The sequence below is a fragment of the Parafrankia sp. BMG5.11 genome, from assembly GCF_004337455.1.
In genome coordinates this window covers 138,002-155,542 of the sequence record NZ_SJXI01000002.1, presented here as the reverse complement: position 1 = coordinate 155,542, position 17,541 = coordinate 138,002, and the positions used below count along the sequence as shown (strand labels likewise).

Genomic DNA, 17,541 nt, shown 5'->3' with positions numbered 1-17,541 from the left:
CGTTTCACAAGCCACCGAGCGAAGGCCTCTCCCGCACCCGCGGGAGGGGCCTTTTCGGCGTTAAAGCGCCAAACCGCCCTTGTAGAGCGCCACCACCCGCCCCTGGGTCGGTTGGCGATCGAACGGGGTATTGCCCGCGGTCGCTGCCATTTCGCGGCCGTCGATCACCCATGGCCGTTCGGGATCGATCAGTGCCACGTCTGCCTCGCAGCCTTCGCGCAGTTCGCCTGCCTCGACGCCCAACAGGCGCGCCGGGGCGCCCGCGAGAAGATCGAATGCGCGGGGCAAGTCGATGACCCCGTCCCGCACCAGCGTGAGCGTCATGGCGAGCAGGGTTTCGGCCCCTGCCATGCCAGGAGCGGCATCGGCGAAGGGTAGACGTTTGTCTTCCGGGCCGCGTGGATCGTGCCCGCTGGCGATCACGTCGATCGTGCCGTCCGCCAGGGCTTCGCGTACCGCCTGGCGATCATCCTCGTTCCGCAGCGGCGGCGACAGCCGCGCGAATGTGCGGAAGTTCATCGTCGCCAGGTCGGACAGCATGAAGTGCGCCGGGGTGATCCCCGCGGTCACTGCAACGCCCCGCGCCTTGGCTGAGCGCACCAGCGCCAGCGCCGCGCGGGTGGTCACCTGGCGGAAGTGCACCCGCGCTCCGCTGAGTTCCGCCAGCGCGATATCGCGGGCGACGGCGAGCGCTTCCGCCTCGGCAGGCGCGCCGGGCAGGCCGAGACGGGTCGCCATCTCGCCCGCGGTCGCCGCCGCATCCCCCGCAAGGCCCGCATCCTCTGCATGGACCACCACCACCAGGTCCAGCATGGCGGAGTACTGCAGCAGCCGCAGCATCACGCCTGAATCGCCGATCCACTTGCGACCCGTGGCGACCGCGCGCGCGCCGGCGTCCCGCATCAGCGCGATCTCGGCCAGTTCGTGCCCGGCCAGACCCACCGTCGCGGCTGCCAGCGGGTGGACCCACAGATCGGGCTTGCCGCTCTTGGCGATAAAGTTGACCCGCGCCGGATAGTCGAGCGGCGGGTGCTGGTCGGGCATCAACCCGGCGCGGGTGATCCCGCCGAAGCGGAACGCCGGCTTGTCGACCGCGAACACCCCGAGATCGACCAGTCCCGGCGCGATGAGCAGCCCCTTTGCGTCGATCACTTCGTCGCCGTCACACGGATTGGCGAACCCGGCGATGCGCCCGCCTGCGAGCCGCAGCGCGCCCCTGCGAACACCGTCGCGCAGCACCACCCGGCCGCCAACGATCATCAGAGGGCGCGCCTGCCTCATTCCCAGCCCGCCACTTCGCGGCGGCGCCGGGTCAGCACCTCCAGGCAGGCCATGCGGATCGCCACGCCCATTTCGACCTGCGCGGTGATGAGGGACCTGTCGAGCAAATCGGCCACTTCGCTATCGATTTCCACCCTGCGGTTCATCGGGCCGGGGTGCATGACGAGCGCGTTTGGCGCGGCGCGCGCAAGCCGTTGGTGCGTAAGGCCGTAAAGGTGGTGATACTCGCGGGCGGAGGGGACGAACTGCCCGCTCATCCGCTCGGTCTGCAAGCGCAGCATCATCGCCACGTCCGCGCCTTCCAGTGCGCGGTCAAAGTCGGTGAAGGCAGTGACGCCCATCGCTTCGATATGGCTCGGCAGCAGCGATGGCGGCGCGCACACCCGCACGCTGGCCCCCATCGCCTGCAGGCACAGGATGTTGGACCGCGCGACCCGGCTGTGAAGCAGGTCGCCGCAGATCGTGACCGTCATGCCGGTGAAGTCGTCGGCCGTTTCACCCCGTGCGCGCAAGGCATGACGCAGCGCCAGCGCATCGAGCAACGCTTGCGTCGGATGCTCGTGCTGCCCGTCGCCGGCGTTGAGCACCGGGCAATCGACCTTGTCGGCGATCAGCGCCGTCGCGCCGCTGCTGCCGTGGCGGATGACGATCGCATCGGGCCGCATCGCGTTCAGCGTGATCGCGGTGTCGATCAGCGTTTCGCCCTTCTTCACGCTCGATTGCGCGGCGTGCATGTTGACCACGTCGGCGCCCAGCCGCTTTCCGGCGATCTCGAAGCTCAACAGTGTGCGGGTGGAATTCTCGAAGAACGCGTTGATCACCGTCAGGCCGGCCAGCAAATCGCTGCGCTTGGCAGCGCTGCGGTTGAGCTGGACCCACTGCTCAGCTTCATCGAGCAGGTAGAGGATTTCGTGCCGCTCAAGCTGGGCGATCGCCAGCAGGTCGCGGTGCGGGAAGGCACGTGCGCCCGCCGGATAGCGTCCGGGCGATGCGCCCGCTCCACCTGAAAATGCCGCCGATGTCATTGAAGCCATGCCCTTGGTCGAGCGCCATAGGCCGGTCAAGTGCATTCGGGTGGCGCTCGCCGGTGCAAGCCCCTAGATCGCCGGCAACGCTTTATCGGGAATTCTTCTTACATGTCCTTTGCCCGCAAGGTCTGGCACCTGATCGTCGCCGTCAAGGATGGCCTCAGCTTGCTGTTCCTGCTGCTGTTCTTCTTCGCGCTCTATGCGGTGCTCACTGCCCGCCCCAGCCCCGCGGCGGTGCGCGACGGGGCGCTGCTGATCGATCTCGACGGCATCATCGTGGAAGAGAAGAGCCAGCCCGACGTCATCAGCACGCTGCTCTCGGGCCAGGTGCCCGCCGGCGAATACGATGTGCAGGACCTGGTACACGCGCTCGACGCCGCCGCCACCGATGACCGGATTAAGGCGGTCGTGCTCGACCTGTCGCGTTTTGTCGGCGGGGGCCAGGTCCACATCGAGGACGTGGGCGCTGCGCTCGACCGGGTGCGCGCGGCGAAGAAGCCGGTGTTGGCTTGGGCCGTAGCTTATACCGACAGCGGGGTCATGCTGGCCAGCCACGCCAGCGAGGTGTGGGTCGACCCGCTCGGCGGAGCGGTGGTCACCGGGCCGGGCGGCAACCGCCTGTACTACGGTGAGCTGCTCCGCAACCTCGACGTCAACGCCCGGATCTACAAGGTGGGCACCTACAAGAGCGCGGTCGAACCCTATTACCTCAACGAGATGTCCGAGCCGGCGCGCGAGAACTACGCCCAGCTTTATGGGGCATTGTGGAGCGAATGGCAGGCCAACGTCGCCAAGGCGCGGCCCAAGGCGCAGGTGGCGGCGATCACCGCCGATCCGGTGGGCTGGCTGCAGTCGGCGGGATTCGATCCGGCGACCGCGGCGAAGAAGGCCGGCCTGGTCGATCAATTGGGCGATAAGGTCGCGTTCGGCGAGCGCGTCGCCCGGATCGTGGGCGGGGACAAGTGGGACGACAGCCCCGGCGCTTATGCCAGGACCGAACTCGATCCATGGCTGGCGGACAACCCGCTCGAGAAAGCGGGCGGCGCGATCGGGGTCGTCACGATCGCGGGCAACATCGTCGATGGCGAAGCGGGCCCCGGGACCGCGGGCGGTGACCGGATTGCCCAGGTGCTCGACGACGCGCTCGACGATGACCTCAAGGGCCTGGTGGTGCGGGTCGATTCCCCTGGCGGCTCGGTGATGGCGAGCGAGGCGATCCGCCGAGCCATCATGCGGCACAAGGCGAAGGGGATTCCCGTCGCCGTGTCGATGGCCAATGTCGCCGCCAGTGGCGGCTACTGGGTGTCGACCCCGGCGCAGCGCATCTTCGCCGAGCCGAGTACGATCACCGGTTCGATCGGCATTTTCGCGGTGGTGCCAACGTTCGAACGGGCCGCCGCGCGCTGGGGTCTCAACGCCGACGGAGTGAAGACGACACCGTTGTCGGGCCAGCCCGATCTGGTGTCAGGCTTCACGCCAGAGGTCGACGCCCTGCTCCAGGGCTATATCGAGAACGGTTATGGCGACTTCATCACCCGGGTTGCGCAATCGCGCAAGATGACCCGCGAACGGGTCGATGCCGTCGGCCAGGGCCGCGTGTGGGACGGCGGCACCGCGCGCCAGATCGGCCTGGTCGATCAGCACGGCGGCTTGCAGGACGCGCTGGCGTGGGTGGCCGGGCAGGCCAAGCTGGGCGATGGCGACTGGCACGCCGAATACCTGGGTGAACAGCGAGGCGTCGGCGACACGCTGCTGCGCCAGCTGTTGATCGGGGAAAGCGAGCGAAGCGCCGGCGCGAGCGACGTGTTCGGCGTCCTCACCGCGCGCCGCCAGTCGGTGCTGGCACAACTGGCCGGGGACGCCGATCGGCTGACCCGGGTACAGGGAATGCAGGCGTACTGCCTGGAGTGCGCCGGAACCGTGCAGCGGGCAGATGAGGCGGCGCTGTCTGGCTGGGTCGCCCGGTTGATCGCGCTCGTGGCTTAGGCGCTTGCCAAGCAGCCAACCGGGTGGCAAAGGCGCGCCCCTGTCCGCATCCCGACCAGGTTGGGAGTTCGCCAGGACGGGCGCGTAGCTCAGCGGTAGAGCACACCCTTCACACGGGTGGGGTCACAGGTTCAATCCCTGTCGCGCCCACCATTCCGTCCGGCGGCGCCTGACCAGCGCCCGGAACCGGCGTTAAGCCAGGCGCGTTCGCTGCAGCGTGCCCTTCGATATCCATCAGACCGGTCCTTCATCTCCTCGCCGGACGCAGGGAGACCAGCATATGCTGGCGTTGCTCGAAGCGCTCTTACAGCGCGGTTACGCCTTCGTCAGCCCCACCCCGGCAACGCACCAGCGGGTGATCTCGCGGCCGCACAAGGCGCTGGCGGGCGATCTGCGCGACGTGTTCGGATGGAGCCTGCCTTTCCGGCCTGACCTGCTTGAGCCAGAACTCCGCCGCATCGTCATCGACGGCGGCTTGGCGGAGGTTGGCATCGACGACCTGCTAAGGGCCACCGTTCGCATCTCGAGCCTGGGCGACAATCTGATCGTCCATTCAGCCTATCCCACCATGCATGAAGACGCAGTGTTCTTTGGCCCCGACAGCTACCGGTTCGCTAACCTGATCGAACAGGAACTCGGCAGATTGGACAGGCAGCGCATCGCGACGGCGCTCGATATCGGGACCGGCGCCGGCGTGGGCGCGATCGTCATCCGCCAGGGCTGTCCGTCCGCCCGCGTGCTCGCCACCGATGTGAATCCCAAGGCGCTGCGGTTTGCCTCGGTGAACGCCCAGGCCGCCGGAGCGCAAATCGAGTTCATCGAAACGAGCGGCATTCCGCGCCCCGACCTTCCGATCGATCTCGCGGTCGCCAACCCACCCTATATCATCGACGGTGCGAGCCGCGCCTATCGTGACGGTGGGGATTTGCACGGAGCGCAGGTGGCGATCGACATGGTTGCCGACACGCTGCCCCGACTGTCGGCGCACGGGACCATGATCCTCTATACCGGCTCGGCGATCATCGACGGGGTCGATGGCCTCAAGACCCGGCTGCAGGGACTGGCCGCCGCTCACCAGCGAACGCTCGATTACCACACCCTTGATCCTGACGTGTTTGGCGAGGAACTGACCAACCCGTCTTACCGCGATGTCGAGCGCATCGAACTGGTGGCGGCGGTTTTTCTTGGGGCGAACTGACCTGCCGGCGGAACGAAAATCCGTTTAGAAGGCTGTCGTTGCATGAAATTGGAACTGGAAGCCGGCCGCCTGTTCGCGCGCCGCACGCACGAAAACCCCTCCCTCGAAGTGTCCGGTGAAACCGACACGTTGCGACGCGTTCTGGTGTGCGCGCCCAATCACCTGAAGCCGGTGCCGTGCTGTTCGGTGACCAAGGAGAGCATCCGCGACGGTTTTGAATCCGACACGCATGCTGCGCTTGCCCAGCATCGCGGCTTGCGCGAGATCCTGGCAGCCAATGGCGCCGCCGTGGACCTGCTTCCCCCGCGCCCGGGGATGCCGGACTTGTGCTTCACGCGGGATGTAGGCGTGAGCACTCCCTGGGGTCTGGTGGCGCTTAACCCGGCACTGAAGCACCGCGCGGTCGAAGTGGCTCACTTCAAGGCGTGGGCCGAAACCCACACCCAGTCGCGTGTCGAGCAGGTCACCGTCGGTTCGATCGAAGGGGGCGACGTTTGTGTCGCGCGTCCGGGACTTCTGATCGTCGGCGTATCGGGCAATCGGACCGATGACGAGGGCGCGGAGGCCTTTGCCGCGCGTTTCCGGCACGAGGGGTGGGAGGTCCTGCTCTACCGGTTCGACGAGCATTTCCTCCACCTCGATACGATCTTTTCCATGCTGCATTCTACGACGGCGCTCGGCTGCACCGAGGTGCTGGACGACTCATTTCTCGAAACCATCGCCCGGCGCGGCATCAAGATCCTGCCGGTCACTTACAAGGAATCCCGGCTGCTCGGTTGCAATGTCGTGTCGATCGACGGGCAGCGGATCATCGCCGGAGCCGGCACTCCGCGGGTGAGCGCGATGATGCGCGACGCCGGGTTCACGGTGACGGAGACCAATCTCGATCAGTTCACCGCTTGCGGCGGCGGAGTCCACTGCCTTACGATGCCGCTGCTTCGGGGATCCTAGCGCCCGAACAGCCGGCGCGGCGGAGGGACGGCGCCTTCCATTGGAACATCGAACCGCCGCACGTAGTCCTCCAATCGGTCCAGCACTTCGTTCTCGCCGAGGCCGAATTGCGACAGGCTGTATCGATGAGGGCGGCGCTTCAACGCGCGGCTGCGTTCGACGTAGCGCTCCATCCCCGTCACCGCGCTGTCCATTTCCAGCCCGAGAAAGCAATAGACCCGCGCCATGGCTCCGCGCCAATCGCGGTCCATCTCGTCGTACTGGACATCGATCATCCGCTCGGCCGGGATCGCCCGGCGCGCCTCCATCATTCGGTCGACCATCAGCCCGGTCTTGCGCAACCATTCGCGGCCGACGGTGTGCGGATCTGCCTGATCGGAATAGATGATCGTCTGGTTCCAGGCGAGCGACGCCGCGCTGCCGACGACCGCGCGCGGATCGCGATGGGTGAAGATCAGTCGAGCGTCCGGGAACACCTTCAGCAGTGCCGGCAAGTCGAGCATGTGCTGGGGGGTCTTGAGGATCCAGGGGCGCAGGCTGCTTTCCTGCTGTGACCAGCCGACGAGGCGGAGCAGATTGGCGAGGTGGCGATAGGCTGGCGTCGCGTCCTCGCCCTCGCACCAGCGCCCATAGCTCGGCACGGTCCACTGCGCTTCGTGTTTCATCCCGTACATGCTGGCGACCAGCAGGCCGAGTTCCTCCTCCGGTTCGAAGGGTCCGGTCGGGTGAATCGACAGCGTGCGCGGATTGGCAAGGCGCGCGACTTTCATGATCCGGCTGGCGAGCTTGGGGCGGAAGTCCGCCTTGCGCCCCGCCATCACCTCTTCGAACCCCGGGCGCGGGACCGGGCTGATCGTCTCGAAGCTGCGCAGATGGGCGAACCGGCGATCGGCGGCCAGCAAGCGGTGGAGGCGGGTGGTGCCCGACCGCATGGGGCCGACGATCACCACCGGGTGCGGGATCGGGCGGGCGAGGATCTCCGGATGCCGTTCGAACCACGTCTGCGCCAGCAGGCGATCGCGCAGCACGTGGTGGAACTGCTGGCGGGCGGCCCAGTCCCCGGCGGCATTCAGGCGCGCTTCCCCATGAATCGAGTCCAGCAAGGCATCCAGCGGCCGTTCGAACCACGGATCGCCAAAATCATCGCGGCCGACGTCCTCGATAGCGCGCGCCAGCATCTCGGGCTTGGTCAGCCCGGCCGGCGCAACCAATCCCACGCGGCGTCCGGCGCGCAGGGTGCTGTCGAGTATGTCGATGAACTTCGTCCGCCGCGGCGGCTGGACGGTCTTTTGCTGGCTCAAGTCAGGTCCCTGTCGCCACCCTGGCGTGGCTGTTCTACCGCCACGACAGCCGCTGGTTCCCGCATTGCGCGGGGTCCGGCGCTGGGGCATAGGCCGCGCCCATGCATGATATCCGCCTGATCCGCGAGCACCCGCAAGCTTTCGATGACGCACTCGCGCGGCGCGGTTTCACGGCTTCGGCGCAAGAGGTTCTCGCGTTCGACGAGCGGCGGCGCGCGGCCGCGACGAAGGCGCAGGATCTGCTCGCAAGGCGCAATGAAGCGTCCAAGGCGATCGGGGCCGTGATGGGCCGCGGCGACAACGATGGGGCCGAAGCCCTCAAGGCCGAAGTCGCGGCGATCAAGACCGAGCTCCCTGCGCTGGAGGACGAGGAACGGGCCGCCGGCACTGCGCAGGACAATCTGCTGGCCAGCCTGCCCAACCTGCCCGCCGAGGACGTGCCGGAAGGGGAGGATGAGGCGGGCAACGTCGAGGTCGCCCGCTGGGGCAGCCCGCGCGAATTCGCGTTTCAGCCACAGGAACATGCCGATTTCGGCCCGGCTCTGGGTCTCGATTTCGAAACCGGCGCGGCCATCGCGGGCGCGCGCTTCACGTTCCTCAAGGGCCAGATGGCGCGACTGCAACGGGCGCTCGCGCAGTTCATGCTCGACGCACAAACGATGCAACATGGCTTTATCGAGTGCGCCACGCCGCTGCTGGTGCGCGAAGAGGCGATGTTCGGCACCGGCCAGCTGCCCAAATTTGCCGAGGACTCGTTCGCCACAACCGATGGCCGCTGGCTGATCCCGACCAGCGAGGTCAGCCTGACCAATTCGGTGCGCGAGCAAATCATCGACCTGCCTCAGCCGCTGCGACTCACCGCGCTGACCCCCTGCTTCCGTTCCGAGGCGGGATCGGCGGGGCGCGACACCCGGGGCTACATCCGCCAGCACCAGTTCGACAAGGTGGAGCTGGTCTCGATCTGCCGGCCGGATGATGCCGAGGGCGAACACCAGCACATGCTGCGGTCGGCGCAAGTGATCCTGGAACGGCTCGAGTTGCCGTATCGCACGATGCTGCTGTGCGCCGGGGACATGGGTTTCGGAGCGAAAAGGACCTTCGACCTCGAAGTGTGGCTGCCGGGCCAGAGCGCCTACCGCGAGATCAGCTCGATCAGCTGGTGCGGCGATTTCCAGGCGCGGCGGATGAACGCGCGCTATCGGGCGGAGAACGGCAAGCCGGCATTCGTCCACACGCTCAACGGGAGCGGCCTCGCGGTCGGGCGCACGCTGGTGGCGGTGCTGGAAAACTACCAGCAGGAGGACGGATCGGTGATCGTGCCCGAAGCGCTGAAGCCATGGACCGGCGGGCTCGAGCGGCTGGTGCCGACGGCATGAAAATCCTCCTCACCAACGACGACGGCATCTACGCCCCCGGTCTGGCGGTGCTGGAGGAAATCGCGCGCCAGTTCACCGACGACATCTGGATCTGCGCCCCGGCCGAGGAGCAATCGGGCGCGGGCCACTCCCTCACCCTCAGCCGCCCGGTCCGGATGCGCCAGCACGAGGAGCGGCGCTTCTCGGTCAGCGGCACCCCGACCGACGCCGTAACGATGGGCCTGCGCAAGGTGATGGACGGCGTCCCGGACGTGATCCTGTCAGGCGTCAATCGCGGCGCCAACCTGGCCGACGACATTACCTATTCGGGGACCGTTTCCGCAGCCATCGAAGGTGCGCTGGCGGGTATCCGCTCGATCGCGCTCAGCCAGGTCTATGCCGGCGAAGGCATGGGCGATGCGGTGCCGTTCGATGCGGCGCTGGCGTGGGGCGCCAAGGTGCTGGGGCCGCTGCTCGACGTGCCCCTGCCCCGGCGCACGCTGGTCAACGTCAACTTCCCCGCCCTCCCCGCCGACGAGATCAAGGGCATTCGGGCGGTCCGGCAGGGCTTCCACGACTATTCGCGCGGGACGGTGGTCGAAAGCCGCGATCCACGCGGGTATCCCTATTACTGGTTCGGTCTGGAAGCGATCGAGCACACGTTGGATCACGGTACCGATCTGGAGGCGATCTCCGACGGGTATGTGTCGGTCACCCCGCTTCAGCTCGACCTGACGCACCACGCCTCGCTGGGCGATCTGGGTGAGCGGTTCGCTTGACGGAGCAGCCGCCGTGGTAAGGCCCAAGCGGGTTCAGCCCGGGTTCCATCCGCTGCGCCGCAAGGTGGGGCTGCCCATCTGGGCCGACGCGTTCATCCGCCTGGCGCTGGCGATCGGGCTGATCGCGCTGGTGGTCGCGATCCACTGGTTCGACCGCGATGGGCTGGTGGACCACCATGACGGGCACATCAGCCTGCTCGACGTGGTCTATTTCACGATGATCTCGATCACCACCACCGGGTTCGGCGACATCGCCCCGGTGAGCGACAAGGCACGGCTGATCGAGGCGGTGATCGTCACCCCGATCCGGTTCGCGGTTCTGTTCATTTTCGTGGGCGCCGCCTACGATTTCGTCATCAAGCGCGGTTGGGAGAAGTGGCGCATGAAGCGCATTCAGGAACGTCTGACCGATCACGTGGTGGTGATCGGCTTCGGCATCTCGGGTTCGGAAGCCGTGCGCGAACTGATCGAGCGGGGCACCGATCCCAGCTGCATCGTGGTCCTCGATTCCAGCGAGGAGCGGCTGCACGAGGCGGAGGAACTTGGCTGCAACGTGATGGCGGCCGATGCGTCGCGCGACGAAAACCTGATGGCGGTGCGGGTAGCCGAGGCGCGCACCGTGCTGGTGTCCGCCGGGCGCGACGACAGCTCGATCCTGATCGTGCTCACCGTGCGTCACCTCGCCCCCAAGGTGCCGATCAGCGTGGTTGTCCGGGCGGAAGACAACGAACTGCTGGCCCGGCAGGCGGGCGCGGACAACGTGATCAATCCGGTGCGCTTTACCGGGCTGTTGCTCGCCGGAAGCGCGCAAGGGAGCCACGTCGCCGATTACATGGCCGACCTCGCCTCGGTCGGCGGCCGCGTCCAGCTGGTCGAGCGTCCGGTGAAGCCGGAGGAGATCGGCCGCAGCCTCGACGACCTGACGAACGGTGCGCGGGGTCTGCGTATCTATCGCGGAGAGCAGGAACTGGGCTTCTGGGAGGCGTGCACGCTGCAGCCGGGCGACGTCATCGTCGAGATCCGGCCCACGATCAGCGCTCAGCCCAGCAAGTAGAACACCAACCCCATCGCGAGGTAGGCCGCCAGCCAATAGCCGGCGTGAATGATCGTCACGCGAACGGGCACCCGGGTCAGGCGGAAACTGGTCAGTAGCGCGGGGATAACGAAGGCGAGCGCCAGTCCGCCGCTCATCATGAAATACAGCCATGGCTTGGCGGCGAGCGTGTCGGCGCCAACCCGCGCGAACATATGGCCCAGCATCGCCGCGGTGATGACGAGCAGTAGATCGGTGAACAGCATGGCTTTTACAGCCAGGGGCTTAGGCGCCAGCGATCGGCGGGCGCCGCCACGCCCGAATAGCGGACCGAACCAGACCAGCGCGAGGCCGCCTGCGACCAGCACGGCCACCACCACAGCGATCCAGTTGACGGGGCCCACGCGCGATCCTCTTATATTTGTTAGTTCCGCAAGCTGTAGCGTAAAGCCGCCAACAGGTGTAGGGGCGCGCCCATCATGGCATCTTCCGCAACCGCGATCCCCGACCAGAAGAAGGTCGGGATGGTCAGCCTCGGCTGTCCCAAGAACCTCGTCGACAGCGAGCGTATCCTGACGACCCTGCGTGCTGATGGCTATGCCATGAGCGCTGATTATGCGGGGGCCGACGTGGTGCTGGTGAACACCTGCGGGTTCCTCGATTCGGCCAAGGAGGAAAGCCTGGAGGCAATCGGCGAAGCGATCGCGGAAAACGGCCGCGTGATCGTTACCGGCTGCATGGGCGAGGAGGCGGAGGCGATCCGCGCGCGGTTCCCCCAGGTGCTCGCGGTCACTGGCGCGCATCAGTACGAAACGGTCATCGACGCGGTGCGCGAGGCGGCGCCGGCGAGCCAGGGCCCATACGTGGACCTGATCCCGCAGGCGTTCGCCGACGACGGCGGGATCAAGCTGACCCCGCGCCACTACAGCTACCTGAAGATTTCCGAAGGCTGCAATCACTCCTGCGCGTTCTGCATCATTCCCTCGCTGCGCGGAAAACTCGCCAGCCGGCGGATCGACGCGGTGCTGCGCGAGGCGGAGAAGCTGGTCGCCGCCGGCACCCGCGAACTGCTGGTGATCAGCCAGGACACCTCGGCGTACGGAGTCGACACCCGCCACGAAACCCGCACCTGGAAGGGGCGCGAGGTACGCGCGCACATGACCGACCTCGCGCGTGAACTGGGGCAACTGCGCACGCCGGAAGGCGCCACGCCGTGGGTGCGGCTGCATTACGTGTACCCCTACCCCCACGTCGACCAGGTCATTCCGCTGATGGCGGAAGGGTTGCTGACGCCCTACCTCGACATCCCGTTCCAGCACGCCGCGCCCAAGGTGCTGCGTGCGATGAAGCGCCCGGCGAACGAGGCGCGCGTGCTCGAGCGGATCAAGTCATGGCGCGCGATCGCGCCCGACCTCACCATCCGCTCCAGCTTCGTGGTCGGCTTTCCCGGCGAGACCGAGGAAGATTTTCGCTACCTGCTCGACTGGCTCGAAGAAGCACAACTTGACCGGGTGGGCGGTTTCCGGTTCGAACCCGTCGCCGGGGCGCAGGCGAACGCCCTGCCCGATCACGTGCCCGACGAGGTGAAGGAAGAACGCTACGCCCGGCTGATGGAAGTCACCGAGCGGATCAGCGCCGCCAAGCTCGCCGCCAAGGTCGGCCGCACGCTGCCGGTGATCATCGACGAAGTGGGCGAGCCGGACGAGGACGGCGATATCGGCGCCACCGCCCGCAGCCAGGCTGATGCGCCTGAGATCGACGGCCAGGTGTTCCTGCGCAACGTTTCGCCCAACCTCAAGCCCGGCGACTTCGCCGACGCCAGGATCGAGGATGCCGACGCGCACGACCTCTACGGCGTGGCGTTCTAGCGCATCGTCCGGAGGGTTACGCTGCGGCGGGTGGCATCAGTCGGCGCGATCGAGTGCTCCCACTGCTCGCGCACCGCGCCGCTCAACAGATAGAGCGAGCGCGGAGGAAGCGGCACACCGACCCGTTCGAACCCGCCGCCCGGCAATCGCCGGCGCAGGCGCAGCGTGACCGGCGCCCCCAGTGAAAGCCCGATCACCTCGCCATACTGCGGACGGTCGCGGTGCCAGCCGATCCCGGCGCCAGGGTCGTAGCGAATGAGAAGTCCCTGCACGAACTGCTGGGGATCGCGCGCGACCTGCGGCGCGAGCTCGTCGCGCAGCGCCACCAGCCAGTTCGGCAGCGGCGGCGCGTCGCTTGGACGAGCGCGCTGGTAATCGTACGCCGAGCCGTAATTCACCGTCAGGCGCTTCCCCTCCCACTGGCCGAACTGGAATGGGGCCAGGGGCGCAGCGTCGATCAGCGCGGAGATTTCAGCTTCGCGTGGGGGCGTGATCGCGTCGTGCACCTGCACCAGCCCCGGCACGGCGGGGGGCGCTGGCGTATCGCTGAAGAAGGCAAGCTGATCGGTCACGCGCCCGATGTGGGGAGCGCCCCGCCCGTGCCAAGCCGTCAGGCGGCGCTGGCGTTGACCCCCATCGACTGGAACCAGCGGCGCACGTTGCGCGCGGCCTGACGCAGGCGCTGCTCGTTCTCGACCAGCGCGATGCGCACGAACCCCTCGCCGTCCTCGCCGTAGCCCACGCCGGGCGCGACCGCGACTTGCGCCTGGGTGAGCATCTGCTTGGAAAACTCCAGGCTGCCCATGTGCGCCAGTGCCGGCGGCAGCGGGGCCCAGGCGAACATGCTGGCGGCGGGCGGCGGGATATCCCATCCGGCGCGCCCGAACACCTCGACCAGCACGTCGCGCCGCTTGTGATACAGCGCGCGGTTCTTCTCGACGATGTCCTGCGGGCCGTTGAGCGCCGCGCAGGCGGCCGCCTGGATCGGGGTGAACGCGCCGTAATCGAGGTAGCTTTTCACCCGCGTCATCGCCGCGATCAGCTGCTGGTTGCCGACCGCGAAGCCGATCCGCCAGCCGGCCATCGAATACGTCTTGCTGAGCGAGGTGAACTCGACCGCGATGTCCTTCGCGCCCGGCACCTGCAGGATCGAGACGGTCGGCTTGCCGTCGTAATAGAGCTCAGAATACGCGAGGTCGGAGATCACCCACACCCGGTTCTCCTTCGCCCACGCCACCAGCCGCTCGTAGAACGCCAGGTCCACCGTCTCGGCCGTGGGGTTGGAAGGATAGTTCACCACCAGGATGCTGGGGCGCGGCACGGTGAAGGCCATCGCCTTTTCCAGGCTGCGGAAATAATCCTCGTCCGGCGTGGTCGGGACGCTGCGGATGGTCGCCCCGGCAATGATGAACCCGAAGGTGTGGATCGGATAGCTAGGGTTCGGCGCCAGCACGACGTCGCCCGGCGCGGTGATCGCAGTGGCGAGGCTGGCGAGCCCCTCCTTCGAACCCATCGTGACGACGACCTCGGTTTCCGGATCGAGGTCCACCCCGAAACGGCGGCCATAATAGTTCGCCTGCGCACGGCGCAGACCGGGGATGCCCTTGGATTGCGAATAGCCGTGGGCATCGGGCTTTTGCGCGACCTCAACCAGCTTTTCGATGACGTGCGGCGGCGGCGGCAGATCGGGGTTCCCCATGCCCAGGTCGATGATGTCCTTGCCGCTCGCGCGGGCGGCCGCGCGCATCCCATTGACTTCGGCGATCACGTAGGGCGGCAGGCGCTTCATGCGGTAGAATTCGTCGGTCATCGGTCCCAATCGCTGGAGCGGGGTGCGCACCCGCGCGTTTGGCTGTAAGCGAATATCGACGCTGGTGAAACAACTAGCGCACCCGGAGAGCATCAATGGCCGACGACGACCGCAGCCCCGATCCGTTCACGGCGCTGTGGAACAGCCAGGGCGACGCGATGCGCCAGGTGTGGGGTGGGCTCATGCCCGGTGGTACGCCGCAGGTGATGACCGACTGGGCCGAGATCGGCGCGTGGTCGGATACTGCGCGCAAGCTGCAGGCGATGTGGCTGGAGTTCGTGTCCGCCAAAGCCAGCGCGGCGGGCGATCCGGCCCATGCGTTCGACCCGATGCAGTTCATGGTGATGAGCCAGGGGTGGCAAGCCGCTGCGCAGCAGGGCCTGGCCGCCACGCAGAGCATGGCCGAAGAAGGCATGAAGCTGTGGCAGACCGTCGCCGCCGGTGCGATGAGCGCCGGCGCGGCCGAGCCTGAACTGCCGCGCGCTGACAAGCGCTTTGCCGATCCGGCGTGGCGCAACCATCCGGCGTTCGCGCTGCTCCATCAGACCTACCTGATGGTCGCTGAGACCATGACCAAGGCGGCCGAGCAGGCGCCGGGCATCGACGCCGAAAAGAAGGAGCAGCTGACCTTCGCCACCAAGGCTCTGGTCGAGGCGATGAGCCCGGACAACTTCCTCGCCACCAACCCCGTCGTCCTCCAGCGCACGATCGAGAGCAAGGGCGAGAACCTGGTAAAGGGGATGCGGCACCTGATCCAGGATCTGGAGCGTGGCCAGCTCACGCATACCGATCCCGATGCGTTCAAGCTGGGCGAGAATATCGCCGTCACTCCGGGGAAGGTGGTGCACGAGGGGTCGTTGTATCAGCTGATCCAGTACTCCCCATCGACCGATCAGGTGCTCGAAACCCCGCTGGTGATCTTCCCGCCGTGGATCAACCGGTTCTACATCCTCGATCTGACGCCGAAGAAAAGCTTCATCAAGTGGGCGGTAGATCAGGGACTGAGCGTATTCATCGTCAGCTGGAAGTCGGCCGACGCGAGCATGAAGGACGTCGTGTGGGACGACTACATCCGCGCCCAGATGGAGGCGATCGACATTGTCCGTGAACGGCTGGCCGTGCCCGCCATCCATGCCATCGGGTACTGCGTATCAGGGACCACGCTCGCGGCGGTGCTCGCGATCCAGGCGCGGCGGGGCGAGGCCGGAAAGGTCGCATCAGCCACCTTCTTCACCGCGCAGGTCGATTTTGAGAAAGCGGGCGAGCTCAAACATTTCATCGACGATGGCCAGCTGGAGATGATCGGCAACATCGCCAAGGACGGCTATCTCGACGGGCGATACATGGCCGCGACATTCAACCTGCTGCGCGGGCGCGACCTGATCTGGAACTACGTGGTCAACAACTACCTGCTGGGGGAGGATTACCCCGCGTTCGACCTGCTGCACTGGAACGGCGATGTCACCAACTTGCCCGCCAAATGGCACGGTGATTATCTGCGCGATCTGTATCGCGGCAACAAGCTGGTGGTGCCCGATGCGCTGGAAGCCGATGGCACGCCGATCGACCTGACGCGGATCGAAACCCCCATCTACATCCAGGCGGGGCGCGAGGATCACATCGCTCCGGCTGAAAGCGTCTGGCGGATGACCCGCCATGTGCGCGGCGACACCACGTTCGTGCTGGCCGGGTCCGGCCACATCGCGGGCGTCGTCAACCATCCTGACGCGGGCAAGTACCAGTACTGGACCGGCGACAGCGCTGCCGCCTCGCTGGATGATTTCGTCGCGGGCGCGACGGAGCACAAGGGCAGCTGGTGGCCACACTGGCGCGCCTGGATCGAAAACCGCAGCGGCACGATGGTGCCGGCCGAGGGCAAGCGCGTTCCCGGCGGGGCGGGAGACACGGTGATCGAGGATGCCCCCGGTCGCTATGTGATGACCCGGTAGCCAGTTGAGCGACGACGGCAGCAGGCACCAATGCTGCACTGCACAAAACATCCTTGACTTCGCTCTTCCGCTCCTTATTTGTGCAGTGCAACATAGGAGCGAAATGCGATGGCCGATGCCGCCGATGACCAGGGTCAGAACGTCAAAGCCGTAGCTGTGGAAGCGCCGAAGGCTGACGCGACGATCGACGCCGCCACGACCGACACGTCCAAGATCGCTCTCGCGGTTGCGGGCATGAAGACTTCGCCGGCTAAGGCTACCGGTAAGTCAGGGCGCAAGTTCAGCGCCGCGAAGGCCGCTCGCAAGAGCGATGTCCCCGTCACTTCCACGCCCGACCGTGCCGCACAGGCTGCGCCGACCGGGCAAGATACCATCGCCGCTCCCCAGCGTGCGATCCCCACCATCTCGCAATTGAAGGACAAGATCATGGAAACCACCACCACCCAGACGACCGAATTCACCCAGGGCATCAAGAACACCGCCGCCCAGGCGCAGGAGCGTGCCAAGGCCGCTTACGACCGGCTGCAGACCTATGCCGGCGAGATGACCGAGTTCACCAAGGGCAACGTCGAAGCGCTCGTGGAATCGGGCAAGATCGTGGGCACCGGCGTGCAGGACATGGCGCGCGATGAGATCGAAGCCGCCAAGGGCGCTTTCGAAACCTTGACCGCCGACCTCAAGGCGATGGCCGCGGTCAAGAGCCCGACCGAGCTGTTCAAGCTGCAGGGCGAGATCGCTCGCCGCAACTTCGACGCCGCGGTCGCGCGCGCTTCCAGGAACGCCGAAGTTTCGGTCAAGCTGGTCAACGACGCTTTCGCGCCGATCTCGACCCGCATGAGCGTGGCCGCCGAGCGGATGAACGTGGCCGCCTAAGCATTGCTTCAGGCGAACAATCAGCAGGCCGGACGGTGAGAGCCGTCCGGCCCGTTTTTCGTGTCCGCAGTCGCTTGCGCAGCCCTAACTCGCGCTCGCCATCTTGCAGCCAGCCCGTTCGATACGATA

Annotated in this window: 15 protein-coding genes and 1 tRNA gene; 10 read left to right on the top strand and 6 right to left on the bottom strand. The window is 66.7% G+C overall.

What is annotated here, in order from left to right; genetic code table 11:
• Nucleotides 1–60: 60 nt before the first annotated feature.
• Together E0504_RS03265 and E0504_RS03260 are read right to left on the bottom strand one after the other, a co-directional pair.
• Nucleotides 61–1,281, bottom strand: a complete 1,221-nt coding sequence (locus E0504_RS03265) for a dihydroorotase family protein (protein ID WP_131621886.1) — start codon at nt 1,279–1,281, stop codon at nt 61–63.
• Complete coding sequence (locus E0504_RS03260; protein WP_373693860.1) at nt 1,278–2,315, bottom strand: aspartate carbamoyltransferase catalytic subunit; 1,038 nt, start codon at nt 2,313–2,315, stop codon at nt 1,278–1,280. Before E0504_RS03260 ends, E0504_RS03265 begins: the two co-directional genes overlap by 4 nt.
• A gap of 159 nt (nt 2,316–2,474) precedes the next feature.
• Here E0504_RS03260 and sppA point away from each other — a divergent pair, with 159 nt between their 5' ends.
• The 4 genes from sppA (at nt 2,475) to E0504_RS03240 (ending at nt 6,444) form a co-directional block, all read left to right on the top strand.
• Nucleotides 2,475–4,295: a signal peptide peptidase SppA gene (sppA, locus tag E0504_RS03255; RefSeq protein ID WP_207912161.1), complete on the top strand. Its 1,821-nt coding sequence runs from the start codon at nt 2,475–2,477 to the stop codon at nt 4,293–4,295.
• A gap of 78 nt (nt 4,296–4,373) precedes the next feature.
• Nucleotides 4,374–4,448: transfer RNA gene (locus tag E0504_RS03250), tRNA-Val, on the top strand.
• Nucleotides 4,449–4,575: 127 nt separating this feature from the next.
• The gene (locus E0504_RS03245) at nt 4,576–5,493 is read left to right on the top strand and encodes a methyltransferase (RefSeq protein WP_131621883.1); all 918 of its coding nucleotides are present in this window, start codon (nt 4,576–4,578) and stop codon (nt 5,491–5,493) included.
• Nucleotides 5,494–5,535: 42 nt separating this feature from the next.
• Complete coding sequence (locus E0504_RS03240; protein WP_131621881.1) at nt 5,536–6,444, top strand: dimethylarginine dimethylaminohydrolase family protein; 909 nt, start codon at nt 5,536–5,538, stop codon at nt 6,442–6,444.
• On the opposite strand, the gene E0504_RS03235 is transcribed toward E0504_RS03240, so the two are convergent.
• Nucleotides 6,441–7,745, bottom strand: coding sequence for a sulfotransferase (locus E0504_RS03235; RefSeq protein ID WP_207912160.1), 1,305 nt, complete (start codon nt 7,743–7,745; stop codon nt 6,441–6,443). The genes E0504_RS03240 and E0504_RS03235 overlap by 4 nt on opposite strands.
• A 101-nt stretch (nt 7,746–7,846) precedes the next feature.
• On the opposite strand from E0504_RS03235, the gene serS reads away from it, so the two are divergent.
• The 3 genes from serS to E0504_RS03220 are packed head-to-tail and all read left to right on the top strand — an operon-like array spanning nt 7,847 to nt 10,933.
• Entirely contained in the window at nt 7,847–9,121 is a 1,275-nt protein-coding gene (serS, locus tag E0504_RS03230) for a serine--tRNA ligase (RefSeq protein ID WP_131621877.1), read from the top strand.
• Entirely contained in the window at nt 9,118–9,879 is a 762-nt protein-coding gene (surE, locus tag E0504_RS03225; protein ID WP_131621967.1) for a 5'/3'-nucleotidase SurE, read from the top strand. Before serS ends, surE begins: the two co-directional genes overlap by 4 nt.
• Nucleotides 9,880–9,892: 13 nt before the next feature.
• Entirely contained in the window at nt 9,893–10,933 is a 1,041-nt protein-coding gene (locus tag E0504_RS03220; protein WP_131621969.1) for a TrkA family potassium uptake protein, read from the top strand.
• Here E0504_RS03220 and E0504_RS03215 read toward each other — a convergent pair.
• Nucleotides 10,918–11,316 carry a DUF1761 domain-containing protein gene (locus E0504_RS03215; RefSeq protein ID WP_207912157.1) on the bottom strand — a complete coding sequence of 133 codons (399 nt, stop codon included), beginning with the start codon at nt 11,314–11,316 and terminating at the stop codon, nt 10,918–10,920. The two genes, E0504_RS03220 and E0504_RS03215, sit on opposite strands and share 16 nt — an antisense overlap.
• Before the next feature lie 75 nt (nt 11,317–11,391).
• Here E0504_RS03215 and rimO point away from each other — a divergent pair, with 75 nt between their 5' ends.
• A complete protein-coding gene (gene rimO / locus E0504_RS03210) occupies nt 11,392–12,780 on the top strand; it encodes a 30S ribosomal protein S12 methylthiotransferase RimO (RefSeq protein WP_131621875.1) in 1,389 nt (462 codons plus the stop codon).
• Here the strand turns inward: rimO and E0504_RS03205 are convergent.
• On the bottom strand, nt 12,777–13,352 hold the full coding sequence (locus tag E0504_RS03205; RefSeq protein ID WP_165938387.1) for an alpha-ketoglutarate-dependent dioxygenase AlkB: 576 nt from the start codon (nt 13,350–13,352) through the stop codon (nt 12,777–12,779). The two genes, rimO and E0504_RS03205, sit on opposite strands and share 4 nt — an antisense overlap.
• A gap of 38 nt (nt 13,353–13,390) precedes the next feature.
• Entirely contained in the window at nt 13,391–14,590 is a 1,200-nt protein-coding gene (locus E0504_RS03200) for an LL-diaminopimelate aminotransferase (RefSeq protein WP_131621871.1), read from the bottom strand.
• Nucleotides 14,591–14,685: 95 nt separating this feature from the next.
• Between E0504_RS03200 and E0504_RS03195 the strand changes: the two genes are divergently transcribed.
• Both E0504_RS03195 and E0504_RS03190 read left to right on the top strand, forming a co-directional pair.
• Nucleotides 14,686–16,539 (top strand): alpha/beta hydrolase, encoded by a 1,854-nt coding sequence (locus tag E0504_RS03195; protein WP_131621869.1) that lies wholly within the window; start codon nt 14,686–14,688, stop codon nt 16,537–16,539.
• Nucleotides 16,540–16,647: 108 nt separating this feature from the next.
• Nucleotides 16,648–17,412, top strand: a complete 765-nt coding sequence (locus E0504_RS03190) for a phasin family protein (RefSeq protein ID WP_131621867.1) — start codon at nt 16,648–16,650, stop codon at nt 17,410–17,412.
• The last annotated feature ends 129 nt before the right edge of the window (nt 17,413–17,541 follow it).

Bases quoted from the DNA above. Each gene is read 5' to 3' on its own strand.
- E0504_RS03195 (WP_131621869.1), top strand. From the start codon at position 14,686: ATGGCCGACGACGACCGCAGCCCCGATCCGTTCACGGCGCTGTGGAAC.
- rimO (WP_131621875.1), top strand. From the start codon at position 11,392: ATGGCATCTTCCGCAACCGCGATCCCCGACCAGAAGAAGGTCGGGATG.
- E0504_RS03245 (WP_131621883.1), top strand. From the start codon at position 4,576: ATGCTGGCGTTGCTCGAAGCGCTCTTACAGCGCGGTTACGCCTTCGTC.
- E0504_RS03265 (WP_131621886.1), bottom strand. From the start codon at position 1,281: ATGAGGCAGGCGCGCCCTCTGATGATCGTTGGCGGCCGGGTGGTGCTG.
- E0504_RS03200 (WP_131621871.1), bottom strand. From the start codon at position 14,590: ATGACCGACGAATTCTACCGCATGAAGCGCCTGCCGCCCTACGTGATC.
- E0504_RS03240 (WP_131621881.1), top strand. From the start codon at position 5,536: ATGAAATTGGAACTGGAAGCCGGCCGCCTGTTCGCGCGCCGCACGCAC.
- E0504_RS03190 (WP_131621867.1), top strand. From the start codon at position 16,648: ATGGCCGATGCCGCCGATGACCAGGGTCAGAACGTCAAAGCCGTAGCT.
- serS (WP_131621877.1), top strand. From the start codon at position 7,847: ATGCATGATATCCGCCTGATCCGCGAGCACCCGCAAGCTTTCGATGAC.
- surE (WP_131621967.1), top strand. From the start codon at position 9,118: ATGAAAATCCTCCTCACCAACGACGACGGCATCTACGCCCCCGGTCTG.
- E0504_RS03260 (WP_373693860.1), bottom strand. From the start codon at position 2,315: ATGGCTTCAATGACATCGGCGGCATTTTCAGGTGGAGCGGGCGCATCG.